The 15,003-nt window shown below is 62.3% G+C and carries 9 protein-coding genes and 4 tRNA genes; 3 read left to right on the top strand and 10 right to left on the bottom strand.

The genetic code is table 11. From position 1 onward, the window contains the following. Positions 1-39: 39 nt before the first annotated feature. The 10 genes from KW832_RS06940 to KW832_RS06895 form a co-directional block, all read right to left on the bottom strand. A tRNA-Gly gene (locus KW832_RS06940) sits at positions 40-115 on the bottom strand. A gap of 182 nt (positions 116-297) precedes the next feature. Next, a tRNA-Cys gene (locus KW832_RS06935) sits at positions 298-371 on the bottom strand. Positions 372-429: 58 nt separating this feature from the next. Beyond that, positions 430-505, bottom strand: a tRNA-Gly gene (locus KW832_RS06930). A gap of 87 nt (positions 506-592) precedes the next feature. Then, a complete protein-coding gene (gene lon / locus KW832_RS06925; protein ID WP_055399523.1) occupies positions 593-3,025 on the bottom strand; it encodes an endopeptidase La in 2,433 nt (810 codons plus the stop codon). Between the two features lie 188 nt (positions 3,026-3,213). Next, on the bottom strand, positions 3,214-4,479 hold the full coding sequence (gene clpX, locus KW832_RS06920; protein WP_010460566.1) for an ATP-dependent Clp protease ATP-binding subunit ClpX: 1,266 nt from the start codon (positions 4,477-4,479) through the stop codon (positions 3,214-3,216). A 102-nt stretch (positions 4,480-4,581) separates the two neighbouring features. Next, positions 4,582-5,190: an ATP-dependent Clp endopeptidase proteolytic subunit ClpP gene (gene clpP / locus KW832_RS06915; protein ID WP_055399521.1), complete on the bottom strand. Its 609-nt coding sequence runs from the start codon at positions 5,188-5,190 to the stop codon at positions 4,582-4,584. Between the two features lie 127 nt (positions 5,191-5,317). Continuing rightward, on the bottom strand, positions 5,318-6,631 hold the full coding sequence (tig, locus tag KW832_RS06910) for a trigger factor (protein ID WP_218299332.1): 1,314 nt from the start codon (positions 6,629-6,631) through the stop codon (positions 5,318-5,320). A 75-nt stretch (positions 6,632-6,706) separates the two neighbouring features. Beyond that, a tRNA-Leu gene (locus tag KW832_RS06905) sits at positions 6,707-6,793 on the bottom strand. A gap of 94 nt (positions 6,794-6,887) precedes the next feature. Further along, positions 6,888-10,070 (bottom strand): efflux RND transporter permease subunit, encoded by a 3,183-nt coding sequence (locus tag KW832_RS06900; protein ID WP_218299331.1) that lies wholly within the window; start codon positions 10,068-10,070, stop codon positions 6,888-6,890. Positions 10,071-10,078: 8 nt separating this feature from the next. Next, entirely contained in the window at positions 10,079-11,287 is a 1,209-nt protein-coding gene (locus tag KW832_RS06895; protein WP_055399499.1) for an efflux RND transporter periplasmic adaptor subunit, read from the bottom strand. Between the two features lie 207 nt (positions 11,288-11,494). Between KW832_RS06895 and hpnC the strand changes: the two genes are divergently transcribed. The 3 genes from hpnC to KW832_RS06880 all read left to right on the top strand — a co-directional run bounded on the left by hpnC (position 11,495) and on the right by KW832_RS06880 (position 14,927). Continuing rightward, positions 11,495-12,430, top strand: coding sequence for a squalene synthase HpnC (hpnC, locus tag KW832_RS06890; protein ID WP_370628644.1), 936 nt, complete (start codon positions 11,495-11,497; stop codon positions 12,428-12,430). Between the two features lie 321 nt (positions 12,431-12,751). After that, the gene (locus KW832_RS06885) at positions 12,752-13,504 is read left to right on the top strand and encodes a hypothetical protein (protein ID WP_255577556.1); all 753 of its coding nucleotides are present in this window, start codon (positions 12,752-12,754) and stop codon (positions 13,502-13,504) included. Positions 13,505-13,517: 13 nt separating this feature from the next. After that, on the top strand, positions 13,518-14,927 hold the full coding sequence (locus tag KW832_RS06880) for an L-serine ammonia-lyase (RefSeq protein ID WP_218299329.1): 1,410 nt from the start codon (positions 13,518-13,520) through the stop codon (positions 14,925-14,927). Positions 14,928-15,003: the final 76 nt, after the last annotated feature.

Raw genomic sequence — 15,003 nt, 5'->3', positions numbered from 1 at the left:
ACCAAGAAAAAAGGGAAGCCGAAGCTTCCCTTACAAATATGGAGCGGGAAAAGAGTCTCGAACTCTCGACCTCAACCTTGGCAAGGTTGCGCTCTACCAACTGAGCTATTCCCGCATTCGCCTACTGCACCCGACGTTTCCATCAGAGCTAATCAGCAAGCCTCAAATTATATCGCTATTTTTTGGCTCTATTCGATAGCAAACCAAAAAATCAACCAATCACCATCCATCCTTCAACAGTCATCTTGATTACGACGATCACAGAAGATCTTCAGACATCAAGACACAGACCGTATCTGGAGGCGCGGTCCGGAGTCGAACCGGACTAACCGGATTTGCAATCCGGGGCATAACCGCTTTGCTACCGCGCCAGAAATTCACATTTCTCTGACAAAAAAGGGAAGCATTTGCTTCCCTTTTTGTGGAAATTGGAGCGGGAAAAGAGTCTCGAACTCTCGACCTCAACCTTGGCAAGGTTGCGCTCTACCAACTGAGCTATTCCCGCATTTTACCGAAGCCTCACATTGTACAACGTTTGCTGCGATGAAATGAATTGTAGCGCATTTTTTGGGGTTCTCAAAAAAAATTTGCGTCAGTGTTTCAGGCCATCTGTCGCGGACGACGCTGCAACGGCCTTGTCCGTCGAGGGCGCAGCCACGACCGCCACTTCCTCATCCGTCAAGGGCACAGGCTTGGTTTCCAAGGCCACTTCCAGCACCTTGTCGATCCAGCGCACAGGCACGATCTCAAGTCCACTCTTCACGTTGTCCGGAATCTCGGCCAGGTCTTTGACGTTCTCTTCGGGGATCAGCACCGTCTTGATGCCGCCGCGCAGAGCCGCCAGCAGCTTTTCCTTGAGGCCACCAATGGCGGTAACTTCACCGCGCAACGTGATCTCACCGGTCATGGCAACATCGCCGCGCACGGGAATACCCGTGAGGGCCGAAACAAACGCCGTCGTCATCGCAGCGCCCGCACTCGGGCCATCTTTAGGGGTTGCGCCGTCTGGCACATGGATGTGGATGTCGCGCTTCTCAAACGCTTCGTCCTTGATGCCCAGAATGCGCGAGCGGCTGCGCACTACCGTGCGGGCAGCCTCCACCGACTCCTTCATCACATCACCCAAAGAACCGGTGCGCGTGATCACACCCTTTCCGGGCATGGCGGCGGCTTCAATGGTCAGCAGATCGCCACCTACCTCGGTCCAGGCCAGACCGACCACCTGGCCCACTTGGTTCTGCGCCTCGGCACGGCCGTAGGTGTACTTGCGCACGCCCAGGAAGTCAGGCAGGTTGTCGGCGGTGACAACGACCTGGGGTTCGAGCTTCTTGAGCTGCAGACCCTTGACCACCTTGCGGCAGATCTTGGACAACTCGCGCTCCAACGAACGCACGCCGGCTTCCCGCGTGTAGTAGCGCACCATGTCTCGCACGGCGGGCTCGGTGATCAGCAGTTCTTCGTCCTTCACGCCATTGTTCTTGAGCTGCTTGGGCAGCAAGTACTTCATGGCGATGCTGGTCTTCTCGTCCTCGGTGTAACCCGACAGGCGGATCACTTCCATGCGGTCGAGCAGGGCCGGCGGAATGTTCATCGAGTTCGACGTGGCGACGAACATCACGTCGCTCAGGTCAAAGTCCACTTCGACGTAGTGATCGCCAAAGGTGTGGTTCTGCTCGGGGTCCAGCACCTCCAGCAGCGCACTCGACGGGTCGCCTCGGAAGTCCGTGCCCAGCTTGTCGATTTCGTCCAGCAGAAACAGCGGATTGCGCGTGCCCACCTTCGACAGGCTCTGCAGCACCTTGCCAGGCAGCGCGCCGATGTACGTGCGGCGGTGCCCACGGATTTCAGCCTCGTCGCGCATGCCACCCAAGGCCATGCGCACGTACTTGCGGCCCGTGGCCTTGGCAATGGATTGCCCCAACGAGGTCTTGCCCACGCCAGGTGGCCCCACCAGGCACAGGATGGGAGCCTTCACCTTGTCCACGCGCTGCTGCACCGCAAGATATTCAAGGATGCGGTCCTTTACCTTGTCCAGGCCAAAGTGGTCTTCGTTGAGCACGCCTTCAGCGTTGACCAGGTCGTGCTTGATCTTGGTCTTTTTGCTCCAAGGCAGCGCCGTGAGCACGTCAATGTAGTTACGCACTACGGTGGCCTCGGCCGACATGGGCGACATCAGCTTGAGCTTCTTGAGTTCTGCATCAGCCTTCTTGCGCGCCTCGGCAGGCATCTTGGCGAGCTTGATCTTTTTCTCGATCTCCTCGATGTCCGCGCCTTCGTCGCCTTCGCCCAACTCCTTCTGGATGGCCTTGACCTGCTCGTTCAAGTAGAAGTCGCGCTGGTTCTTCTCCATCTGGCGCTTCACACGCCCACGGATCTTCTTGTCCACGTTGAGGATGTCCACCTCGCGGTCAAGCTGCTCGAACAGGTTTTCAAGGCGCGCCTTCACATCCGACAGGTCCAGCACCACCTGCTTGTTCTCGAGCTTGAGCGGCAGGTGCGCGGCGATGGTGTCGGCCAGACGGCCTGGATCGTCGATGCTGGAGATCGATGTGAGGATCTCCGGGGGAATCTTTTTGTTGAGTTTGACGTACTGATCAAACTGCTGCATCACAGCACGGCGCAGCGCTTCAATCTCGCTGGGCTTGTTGGCCTCGGGTGTAGCTTCTACCGGCGTGACGGTGGCTGTGAAATGGGTCTCAGCATCCTCGATGGACGTCACCAGGGCGCGCTGCTGGCCTTCGACCAACACCTTCACGGTGCCGTCAGGCAACTTGAGCATCTGCAGGATGGTGGAGACGCAGCCGACATCGAACATGTCCGACACCGAAGGCTCGTCCTTGGCTGCAGCTTTCTGTGCCACCAGCATGATGCGACGGTCGGCCTCCATGGCCAACTCAAGCGCCTTGATGCTCTTGGGACGCCCCACAAAAAGCGGGATGACCATGTGGGGAAACACCACCACGTCACGCAAAGGCAACAGCGGTAGATCGATAGGGGTGGCTGGCAGGGGGGTATGTCCGGACATGGAAATCCTCAAAGTGCTCTGTGGAAATGGGTCCACATGTGGGGATTTTCAACCCTTACGCGCAAGCCGCGCTGGCACAAGGGTTGATGGTTCAATGGGCGACACCAAGGCGCCCGCTCCGGTCATCTCAGACGGTGTGAAGGATTCCGGCGTGTCCATGCGGGCATCGCAGACTCCTTCACGCCTTCTCAGGCCTTCTTGGCCGCTTCGCGATAAACGAGCAGCGGCGGCTTGTTTTCTTCGATGGTGGACTCGTCCACCACCACTTTTTCAACGTTGCTTGTATTGGGCAAGTCGAACATCGTGCCAATCAGCGATTGCTCCAGGATTGAGCGCAGGCCGCGGGCTCCGGTCTTGCGGGCCAAGGCCTTGCGAGCAATGGCCTTAAGCGCGGCAGGACGGATTTCGAGGTCCACACCTTCCATGGCCAGGAGCTTGCTGTATTGCTTGACCAGCGCGTTCTTGGGCTCCGTCAGGATCTGCACCAGCGCATCCTCGCTGAGTTCAGCCAGAGCCGTCACCACGGGCATGCGCCCCACGAGCTCAGGAATCAGGCCGAACTTGATCAGATCTTCGGGTTCGATCTCGGTGAACACCTCTGTCAGCGAACGCTGCTTCTTGCTCTTGACCGATGCGCCAAACCCGATGCCCGACGCTTCGGTGCGGTTCTCGATGACCTTCTCCAGTCCCGCAAACGCACCGCCACAGATAAACAGAATGTTGGTCGTGTCGATCTGCAGGAAGTCCTGATTCGGGTGCTTGCGTCCGCCCTGCGGCGGCACGCTGGCCATCGTGCCTTCGATGAGCTTGAGCAGCGCCTGCTGGACGCCCTCGCCCGAAACGTCACGCGTGATGCTGGGGTTGTCCGACTTGCGCGAGATCTTGTCGATCTCGTCGATGTAGACGATGCCGCGCTGCGCGCGCTCCACCTCATAGTTGCAGCTTTGCAGCAGCTTCTGGACGATGTTCTCCACATCTTCGCCCACATAACCGGCTTCCGTCAGCGTGGTGGCGTCGGCCATCACAAAGGGAACGTCCAGCATGCGCGCCAGGGTCTGCGCCAGCAGCGTCTTGCCCGAACCCGTGGGCCCAATGAGCAAAATGTTGCTCTTGGACAGCTCCACATCGTCTTTGTGGGCCTTGTCCTTGTGGCGCAGGCGCTTGTAGTGGTTGTACACCGCCACCGCCAGCGTGCGCTTGGCCACGTCCTGACCAATCACATAGTTGTCGAGGTTGGTCTTGATCTCTACGGGGGTGGGCAGGTCACTGCGGCCTTCGCGCGCCAGGTCGCCAGCCGGGAGCTCATCGCGAATGATCTCGTTGCACAGGTCAATGCACTCGTCGCAGATAAAGACCGACGGACCGGCGATCAGCTTCTTCACTTCATGCTGGCTTTTGCCGCAGAAAGAGCAGTAAAGGGTTTTTTCGCTGGAAGAGCCTTTTTTCTCGGCCATGGGGGCAATGCCTTGCTTGTTACGGAAAGTTGTCGGGATGATAACCAAATAAAAAACGGCGTCTTCCCCAAAGGAAAACGCCGCTGTTTGACCCTCTGGCTATCAGGAGCGCTTGCTGATCACCTGATCGACCAAACCGTATTCCTTGGACTCATCAGCCGACAGGAAATAGTCACGCTCGGTGTCGCGCTGGATTTTTTCCAGCGGCTGGCCCGTGCGTTCGGCGAGGATCTTGTTGAGCTGCTCGCGGGTCTTGAGGATTTCGCGGGCGTGGATCTCAATCTCGGTTGCCTGGCCCTGCATGCCGCCCAGAGGCTGGTGGATCATGACCTTGGAGTTGGGCAGCGCAAAACGCTTGCCCTTGGCTCCTGCGGCCAGCAGGAAGGCGCCCATGCTGGCGGCCATGCCGGTGCACAGGGTCGAGACATCAGGCTTGATGAAGTTCATGGTGTCAAAGATCGCCATGCCGGCGCTCACCGAGCCACCTGGGGAGTTGATGTAGAACGAAATGTCCTTGTCGGGGTTTTCGCTCTCCAGGAACAGCAGCTGAGCCACCACCAGATTGGCGGTCTGGTCGTTGACCGGACCCACCAGAAAAATCACGCGCTCCTTGAGCAGGCGCGAGTAGATGTCGTAGGACCGTTCGCCACGGCCCGACTGCTCGATGACCATGGGAACCATGCCCAGGCCTTGTGTTTCCAATGCGCTCATGTTTTTCTCCAGACAAGCAGGTACTGTACCCAGAAATGAATTGGGGCTTGTGCACGAAAGCACAAGCCCCTGTATGTAACGGCAACAACCGGGCAATTCGATAACAAGCCGCCCAGTCGACAGCCTATCAGCCTTGTTGGGCCATCAGTTCGTCAAACGACACGGCCTTCTCGACCACCTTGGCCTTGGACAGCACAAACTCGGTCACGTTGTTTTCGATCACAACGGCTTCGACTTCCGCCAGGCGCTGGCGGTCACCGAAATACCAGCGCACCACGTCTTCAGGCTTCTCGTAGCTGGCGGCCAGCTCGTCAATGTGGGCCTTGAGCTGTTCGGGCTTGGCCTGCAGTTCATTGGCACGCACCAGCTCGGCCAGCACCAGGCCCAGGCGCACGCGGCGCTCAGCCTGGGGGCGGAACACGTCTTCAGGGATCTCGGCCTTGTCGGCGTCCTTGATGCCGCGTTGCTTGAGTTCAGCGCGGGCACCTTCCAGCAGGCGGGCGATTTCAGCCTGCACGCTGGAGTTGGGCAGGTCCAGTTCAGCCTTGGCCACCAGGGCGTCCATCACGGCTTGCTTGTTGCGGGCCAGCAAACGGAACTTGACTTCACGCTCCAGGTTCTTCTTGATGTCGGCGCGCAGGCCTTCCACGGAGCCATCGGCAATACCGAGCGACTTGGCCAGGGCATCATTCACTTCGGGCAGGTGGGCAGCTTCGATCTTCTTGATGGTCACCAGGAAGTCAGCGGTCTTGCCAGCCACATCCTTGCCGTGGTACTCCGCAGGGAATGCCAGGGGGAAGGTCTTGCTTTCGCCAGACTTCATGCCACGCACGGCGTCTTCGAACTCCTTGAGCATCTGGCCTTCGCCCACCAGGAACTGGAAGTCTTCGGCCTTGCCGCCTTCAAACGGCTCGCCATCGATCTTGCCTTCGAAATCGACCGTCACGCGGTCGCCGTCTTGCGCAGCAGCATCCATGGCGCGCTGGGCGAAGCTGCGGCGCTGCTTGCGCAGGATGTCGATGGTCTTGTCGATGGCGGCGTCCGTCACTTCAGCCGACAGCTTTTCGACTTCGGCATCAGACAGATCGGCAATCTTGACTTCTGGGAACACTTCGAAAATGGCATCGAAAGTGACCTGGCCTTCAGGAGCGCCTTCCCTTTCGGTGATGCGGGGCTGGCCAGCAACACGCAGGTTGGCTTCGTTGGCTGCCACGGCAAAGGCTTCACCCACCTTGTCGTTCAGCACTTCGTACTGCACCGAGTAGCCGTAACGCTGGGCCACCACGTTCATGGGCACCTTGCCGGGACGGAAACCGTCCATCTTGACCGTGCGGGCCAGGCGCTTGAGGCGCGTGTCGACTTCGGACTGGATCAGGGTGACGGGCACGCTCAGCGTAATCTTGCGCTCGAGCTTCTCAAGGGTTTCAACAGTAACGGCCATGGCTATTCCTCTTATGAATGTGGATCGTGCTGGCTGCAGCGCAGCAGCGCCGTGTTCCGCAAAGTCTCACATGGGTGGTGCGCGGGGGGGGACTCGAACCCCCACACCATTGCTGGCGTCAGGACCTAAACCTGGTGCGTCTACCAATTTCGCCACCCGCGCGGTTCTACAACAAACAAACAGGCGGCAACCTCAGCTGCCGCCTGTGTGAAATCGGTCAACCTTCTATTTTACCCTGATGCGGGCAGGGTGGGAATCAAACCCCTCCAAGGACCTCCGGCGCAGGCCTTTTCACACGGAACCACGCGGCATACATCGCGGGCAGCGCCAGCAGCGTCAGCACGGTGGCCACCACCAGTCCGCCCATGATGGCCACGGCCATCGGGCCCCAGAACACGCTGCGTGACAGCGGGATCATGGCCAGCACCGCAGCCGCAGCCGTCAGCACGATAGGACGCAGGCGGCGCACTGCCGATTCAACAATCGCATCCCACGCAGGCACACCCCTCGCGCGGTCCTGTTCGATCTGGTCGATCAGGATCACCGAGTTGCGCTGGATCATGCCCATGAGTGCAATCACCCCCAGCAACGCCACGAAGCCGAACGGACGGTTGAGCAGAATCAGCGCCCCAGCCACCCCTGCCAGGCCCAACGGCCCGGTCAGGAACACCAGCATCGCGCGGCTGAAGCTGTGCAGTTGCAGCATCAGCAGCGTGAAGGTGATGAACAACATGACCGGAATGCCGGCTGCAATCGACGCCGAGCCCTTAGAGCTTTCCTCCACAGCACCCGCCACTTCGATGCGGTAGCCGGTCTGCCCGGCAGCGCGCCACTTCGCCTCAATGTCCTTGAGAGCAGGCAGCAGCGCCGCCGTCACCGTGGCCCCCTGCAGCCCCTCGGTCACATCCCCCTGCACGGTGATGGCGTAGTCGCGGTTCTCGCGCCACATCACACCGGGCTCCCAGGTGAAGACCGGCTTGGCGATCTGCGTGAGCGGGATCGACTTGCCCGAGGCCGTGGGCAGGTAGGCGTTGGCGATGTCGGTGATGGCGTTGCGCTCGTCCAGCGGCTGGCGCAGCAGAATGTCGATGAGCTTGTCACCCTCGCGGTACTGGCCCACCTGCGTACCCGACAGAATGGTCTTGGACGCCTGGGCAATCGACTGGCTGGTGACACCCAGCGCGCGCGCCTTGGCCTGGTCTACTTCCAGACGCAGCACCTTCACAGACTCGTTCCAGTTGTCGTTCACACCGCGCATGTCCGGGTTCTTGCGCAGCTGGGCTTTCACTTCATCGGCGCGCTCACGCAGCACCAGCGGATCAGGCCCCACCACGCGGAACTGCACGGGGTAAGGCACCGGTGGTCCATTGGGCAGCAGCTTGACGCGACCACGCACCTCCGGGAATTCCTCAGCCAGCAGCGCAGGCAACTTCACGCGCAGGGACTCACGCACCTTCAGATCCTGGGGCAGAACGATGAACTGCGACACGTTGCTCTGGGGAAACACCTGATCCAGCGGCAAATAGAAACGCGGCACGCCGGAACCGACCCAGGTGCTGACAGAACTGACGCCAGGCTCAGAGAGCAAGCGCTGCTCCACACGTTTGGTCACTTCTTCATTGCCTGCAAATGAGGTGCCCTCGGGGAACCAGATGTCCACCAGAATTTCAGGCCGGCTCGAATCGGGGAAGAACTGCTGCTGCACCTTGCCCATGCCCACAATGCCCAGGGCAAAGGTCAGTACTGTGGCGCCAATGGTGATCCAGCGGTGCAACACACACCAGTCCACCAGGCGGCGGAAGGTGCGGTAGAACGGGCTGTCAAACACTTCGTGTGGATCGTCGGTGATGCCCTTGTTGGCCTGGGCAGCCAGCACATGCGGCGGCACCTTGAGCAGCAGCGTGCCCAGGTATGGCACAAAGTACACCGACACGAACCAGCTGAGCACCAGCGCGATCACGGTGACCGCAAAAATGGCGAAGGTGTATTCGCCCGTAGTGGACTTGGCCAGGCCGATGGGCAAAAAGCCCGCCGCCGTGATCAGCGTGCCCGTCAGCATCGGCATGGCCGTGATCTCATAGGCAAAGGTAGCGGCACGCACCTTGTCGTAGCCCTCTTCAAGCTTGAGCACCATCATTTCGACCGCAATGATCGCGTCATCCACCAGCAGGCCCAGTGCGATGATGAGCGAGCCCAGCGATATCTTGTGCAGGCCGATGCCCCAGTACCACATGGCCAAGAAGGTCACGGCAAGCACCAGCGGAATGGTGATGCCCACCACCAGCCCTGGGCGCGGATCGATGTACCAGCGCTTCCACAGCGGGTTCTTGCCGGGGCGCTTGTGCAGGCCCAGCGCGATGAAGCTTACCGCCAACACGATGACCACGGCCTCGATCAGCACCTTGACGAATTCGTTCACCGAGGTGGCCACCGCCTTGGGCTGATCTTGCACGTTGACGAGCTGCACCCCCGCTGGCAGCGTGCCGCCAATGCGGTCGGTGGCGGCATGCAGCGCCTTGCCCAGCGCAATGATGTCGCCGCCCTTGGCCATGGAGACGCCCAGCGCAATCACTTCCTGCCCCTGGTGACGCACCTTCACGGTGGCCGGGTCCACATAGCCGCGCTTGACCTCGGCGATATCGCCCAGGCGCAGTTGTGCGCCCGACGGGCCACGGATCGGCATGGCGCGCAGGTCTTCAATCGCGTTGAACTGACCCTGCACCCGCACCTGCACCTGGTCTTGCGGGGTCTGAATAGCTCCGGCGCTCTCCACGGCGTTTTGCTGGCCCAGCTGGGCCAGCACCTGGTTCATGTCCAGGCCCAGTTGCGACAGGCGTTTTTGCGAGATTTCGATGAACAGCTTTTCGTCTTGCACGCCAAACAGCTCAACCTTGGCGACATCGGGCACACGCAGCAGCTGCTGGCGTGCGTCATCGGCAAACTGCTTGAGTTCGGCGTAGCTGAAGCCCTCGGACTCCAGCGCGTAGATCACGCCATACACATCGCCAAAGTCGTCGTTGAAGAACGGGCCCTGGATGCCCTGCGGCAAGGTGTAGCGCATGTCGCCCACCTTCTTGCGCACGCTGTACCAGACGTTGGCCACCTCGCTGGCCTTGGACGAATCCTTGATCTGAAAGATGATCTGCGACTCGCCGGGCTTCGAATAACTGCGGATCTTGTCGGCGTAGGGCACCTCTTGCAGCGTGCGCTCGATCTTGTCAGTGACCTGCTCGGCCACCTGCTGCGCCGTGGCGCCCGGCCAGTAGGTACGCACCACCATGGCACGGAAGGTGAACGGCGGGTCCTCGTCCTGCCCCAGCTGGAAATAGGCGGCAAACCCCAGCAGCATCAGCACCACCATCAGGTAGCGCGTGAGGGCGGGATGGTCGAGCGCCCACTTGGAGAGGTTGAACCCCTCTTTGGGTTGTACTTGCGTCATGGCCGGCCTCAGTTGGCTGTGGAAGCTGCGGGTGCCGCTGCTGTGGCAGCAGGCGCGGCAGGCATTGCTACTGGATTGGTAGCTGTCTGCGCTTTACTGGCGGGCGCTGAGGCCGTTTTTGGCTGATAAATCAGCACTTTCTGCCCAGGCGAGAGCACATGCACCCCCGTGGCCACCACCTGCATGCCGGGGGCTAGACCCGCAGCCACCACGGCCTCGTTGCCATCGGCCGTGGCAATCTGCACCACCTGCGACTTCACCGTGCTGCTGGCCGCGTCATACACCCACACCGCCGTGGACTGCCCCTCCTGGCGCAGCGCACTGGTGGGCAGCTTGATAGCCGGAATGCCCGCATGGCTGAGCGCCTTGGGCGTGACATACACGGTGGAGCCCAGGGCAGGCGCATCGGCACCGTCGATGGCCACCTTGATTTGGTAAGTGCGCGTAGCGGCGTCGGCACTGGCGGCCACTTCGCGCACGCGGCCCGTCAGGTTGGCGCCACCGGACCAGCCGCGCACCGCCACTTCTGAGCCTGGGGTGATCTGCCCCACCTTGTCCTCCGGCACCGCAAACACCACATCGCGGGGGCCATCCTGCGCAATGCGCACCACAGGCGTCCCGGCCGACACCACCTGGCCAGGCTCGGCGTCAATGCCAGTGACAACGCCCGCCACATCGGCCACCAGCGTGGTGTAGGCCGCCTGGTTGCCTTGCGATGACAGCTGCGCTCGGGCCTGGTCCAGCGTGGCCTGGGCGGCTTTCAGCGTGGCGTCGCGGCGCTCCAGCTCGGCGCCGCTGATGAAGTTCTGGTCCTTCAGGGCTTGGTAGCGCTTGTAGTCGGCAGCGGCCAGATCACGCTGCGTGGTGGCCGATGCCAACTGCGCGCGCGCGGCGTCGGTGGCCAGTTGGTAATCCTTGGGGTCCAGCTGGGCCAGCACCTGTCCGGCCCGCACACGCTGGCCCAGTTCGGCCTGGCGCTGCACGATCTTGCCCGCCACGCGGAACCCCAAACGCGACTCCACGCGCGCCCGCACCTCGCCCGAATACTCCAGGCTGGACTGCAACGCCCCCACTCCCACCGTCAGCAACTTGACGGAGCGCACCGGCTCTTCGGGCGGCGCGGGGCGGGAACAGGCGGCCAGCAAAGCAGCGGCAGCCACCATCAGCAAGGTCCGGCAGTGCCGTTGAAAAGGCCGCGAGGCGGAGGATGTGCGCATGGGAAATCCGGTGAATAGAGAAGGGCTACAAGGAGTTGCAAGGCCTGCACGCAAAACGCAGGCACGAATGCCTGCGTTGAAAACGGAACTGCCGTAACAGTTACCGGCCAGCCTCCTTGTCCCTGATTGAATTGGCTTTTTGATTACTGACTGACCGGTTAGTAATCTATGAGAAGCCCTCGGCATTGTCAAGCGACAATCCAGGGTGTGAACGACCGATCCCCCCCTCCCCAGCCTGAAGTGGCGTCTGCTGCAACTTCCGCGCCACAGCCGCTCCAGACCGCACCACACCATGCGTCTGCCACCCTGGCCGCCCCTGTCACGCACTACGAGAACTTCCCGGTCGCGTCCCTGCTGTGCCCACCGCACCTGCGCCAGCCGATTGCCGCCATCTACGCCTTTGCCCGCACGGCCGACGACATTGCCGATGAAGGCGATGCCACACCCGCCGCCCGCCTGGCCGACCTGGCGGCCTACCTGGCCGATCTGCGCGCGATTGCCCAGGGCCAGCCGCCCTCGCCCCGCTGGGCCAGCGTGTTCCTGCCGCTGCAAGGCGTGCTGCGCAGCCACCAGCTGCCCGTGCCGCTGCTCGAAGACCTGCTCAGCGCCTTTGCCCAGGATGTGGAAAAAACCCGCGATGCCGAAGGCTACGCCGACCGCGCCGAGCTGCTGGACTACTGCCGCCGCTCGGCCAACCCCGTGGGGCGCCTGCTGCTGCACCTGTATGGCGTGGGCGACGCGCAGGCGCTGCGGCAAAGCGACGCGATCTGCACCGCGTTGCAGCTCATCAACTTCTGGCAGGACCTGTCGGTGGACATCCCCCGCCACCGCCACTACCTGCCGCGCGCCGACTGCGCCGTTCATGGCGCCTGCCAGGCCGAGCTGCTGGCCCTGCAAAGCACGCGCGAAAACGCGCGCCTCATCGCCGACTGCGCCGACTGGGCCCGCACCACCATGTACAGCGGCGCCCCCCTGGTGCACCGCCTGCCCGGCCGCGCGGGCTGGGAGCTGCGCCTGGTGGTGCAGGGCGGCCTGCGCATCCTCGACAAGGTCGAGGCCCTCAAAGGCGGCAGCCTGCACACCCGCCCGCGCCTGCATGCCTGGGACTGGGTGGTGATGCTGGGCCGCGCGCTGGTGATGTAAGAAGAAAGATTCATGGGCCACAAGGCGCGCTGACATCGGTGCGTGCCCTGTCCATGAATCTGAGGCAAAAATGGCCTTCACCGCTTATCCATATTGCCTTATTAGCTATTAATTTGTGAGCAAACAGCCGCCTGCACCGAGGGGACGGCGGCGGGCGGACCCTGGGCGGGGCAGGGATAGCGCGCATGGCGCCGCCTTTACAGCGCGCTAGTCTTGCGCCCACTGCGGCCAGCCGCCCGGGACTTACCCGTTCCGGAACACAACAACAAAGACAACAATGTCCGCAAGCCACTACCCGTGGCTTGCCAGGAGGGCCCACCGTTGACCGCCAGACATCTCTTCAAGACCCTGCAGTGGGGGCTCATCCTTTTTTGCCTGGTGTTTTCCATCGTCGGGGGCGTGGCGGCAGAGCGGGTGCTGGATGTGCTGCACTGCCAACCCCACACCAACCCCACGCTGGGCACCTGCACGTGGCTGACCAATGCCATCGGGCTGCGGCTGATGCCTTTTCTGTCGGCAGGCAGCATCGTGGACTACCCCTTTGTACTGCTGAGCAACCTCTGGGCGCTGCTGCTGGCGTGGGGGCTGGCGCTGTATGCCGCACGCTGGGCAGATAGCCACCCGGCCGCAGCAACGGACCTGCTGCAGCGCTGGCTGCCGCGCCGCAGCAACGCCACCCCAGCAGACGTACTGCGCTGGGGTATGGTCGGCCTGTTCTGGCTGTTGCTGGCGGGCTTCATCGTGTTCATTTTTGCGCTGGGCCTGCCCATCGTGGGCAACCAGACCGCGCGCACCATCCTCGAAAGCCAGGGCTGCTCGCCCGGCACCTTCGACCCCTTCTCATCCCCCTGCATGAGAGCCCCCGGCTTCTGGACGCCCCGCCTCTCCCTGTACGTCCTTCCCCTCGCAGGCCCCTTGCTGGCGCCCGTGTGGCTGGTCATGGGGTTCTGGGATGTCCTGCTGGGCTGGCTGGCACTGATCGTGGCCACCTATGCCCTGAAATCGCACCTGTCGCAGCCTACCCGGCCGCCAGTCCGCCCCCGCCCCTCGGCCAAACCACTGCGCCGCTCCTAAGAACCTCTTCACCATGTCCGTCAGCGTTTTCGACCTCTTCAAGATTGGCGTCGGCCCGTCCAGCTCCCACACCGTGGGCCCCATGATTGCGGCTCGGCAGTTTGCCTGCTATCTGCGCGACACGCTGGGCCTGGCCGCCGTGCACCGCGTCACCGTAGAACTCTTCGGCTCCCTGTCTGCCACGGGCGTGGGCCACGGCACCGACAAGGCGGTGCTGCTGGGGCTGGCCGGGCACGAGCCCGACCACATCGATCCGGACCAGATCCAGCCCGCCATCGCCGACATCCGCACCCGGCAAACGCTGGAGCTGCTGGGCGAGCATGTGGTGCCGTTTGTTGAAAAAGAGCATCTGCTGTTTCGCCGCAAAAGCCTGCCGCTGCACCCCAACGGCATGGCGTTTCACGCGTTCGACGCGCAGGGCAACGAGATTGCGGCGCGTGAGTACTACTCGGTGGGTGGCGGTTTTGTGATCGACGCGGCGGGCGAGCGTGTACTCAACAGCGCCGCCACCGCTGGGCCCGATGCGGCCGGCCATGCCCAGGGCCTGCCCCACCCCTTCCGCACCGGGGCCGAGCTGCTGGCCCAGTGCCAGGCCACCGGCCTCACCCCGGCCCAGCTCATGGCGGCCAATGAGCAACACTGGCGCAGCGCCTCCGAGGTGCGCCGCCAGCTCATGGCCATCTGGAAAACCATGGCCAGCGCCGTGCAGCGCGGCTGCGCCAGCACCGGTACGTTGCCTGGCCCCATGCACGTGCGCCGCCGCGCGGTCGAGCTGCACCACAAGCTCAGCACGCAGCCCGAGGCCGCACTGCGCGACCCCCTCTCGATGCTCGACTGGGTAAACCTCTACGCCATGGCCGTCAACGAAGAAAACGCCGCCGGGGGCCGCGTGGTGACGGCGCCCACCAATGGCGCAGCAGGTGTGATCCCGGCCGTGCTGCACTACTACGTCAACTTTTTGCAAGGCCCGATCCCGGCCAACGACGACGGCATCGCCACGTTTTTGCTCACGGCAGGCGCCATCGGCATCATCTACAAAGAAAACGCATCGCTCTCGGGGGCCGAGGTGGGCTGCCAGGGCGAGGTGGGTGTGGCCTGCTCCATGGCAGCAGGCGCGCTGGCTGCGGTGATGGGCGGCACCCCCGAGCAGATCGAGAACGCCGCCGAGATCGGCATGGAGCACAACCTGGGCATGACCTGCGATCCCGTGGGTGGCCTGGTGCAGATCCCCTGCATCGAACGCAACGCCATGGGCGCCATCAAGGCCATCAACGCCGCCCGCATGGCGCTGCGTGGCGACGGGCAGCATGTGGTCTCGCTCGACAAGGTCATCAAGACCATGATGCAGACCGGTGCGGACATGAAGGTCAAATACAAGGAGACATCGCGTGGCGGGCTGGCGGTGAATGTTGTGGAATGCTGACAAACCTGTCGCCAATGTGACACAACAACAGATGCCGCAGCACAATGCGCGGCGTGCAGCCTCGCGCGTTTCCTGC

It is taken from the genome of Acidovorax sp. sif0632, from assembly GCF_019218805.1.
Lineage (GTDB): Bacteria > Pseudomonadota > Gammaproteobacteria > Burkholderiales > Burkholderiaceae_C > Acidovorax > Acidovorax facilis.
Note: the sequence above shows the minus strand (reverse complement) of the source record. Positions and strands in the feature narration are given on the sequence as shown.

Excerpts from the sequence above, each read along its gene's own strand:
- lon (WP_055399523.1), bottom strand. The coding sequence starts at position 3,025 with ATGTCCGGACATACCCCCCTGCCAGCCACCCCTATCGATCTACCGCTG.
- clpX (WP_010460566.1), bottom strand. The coding sequence starts at position 4,479 with ATGGCCGAGAAAAAAGGCTCTTCCAGCGAAAAAACCCTTTACTGCTCT.
- clpP (WP_055399521.1), bottom strand. The coding sequence starts at position 5,190 with ATGAGCGCATTGGAAACACAAGGCCTGGGCATGGTTCCCATGGTCATC.
- tig (WP_218299332.1), bottom strand. The coding sequence starts at position 6,631 with ATGGCCGTTACTGTTGAAACCCTTGAGAAGCTCGAGCGCAAGATTACG.
- KW832_RS06900 (WP_218299331.1), bottom strand. The coding sequence starts at position 10,070 with ATGACGCAAGTACAACCCAAAGAGGGGTTCAACCTCTCCAAGTGGGCG.
- KW832_RS06895 (WP_055399499.1), bottom strand. The coding sequence starts at position 11,287 with ATGCGCACATCCTCCGCCTCGCGGCCTTTTCAACGGCACTGCCGGACC.
- KW832_RS06880 (WP_218299329.1), top strand. The coding sequence starts at position 13,518 with ATGTCCGTCAGCGTTTTCGACCTCTTCAAGATTGGCGTCGGCCCGTCC.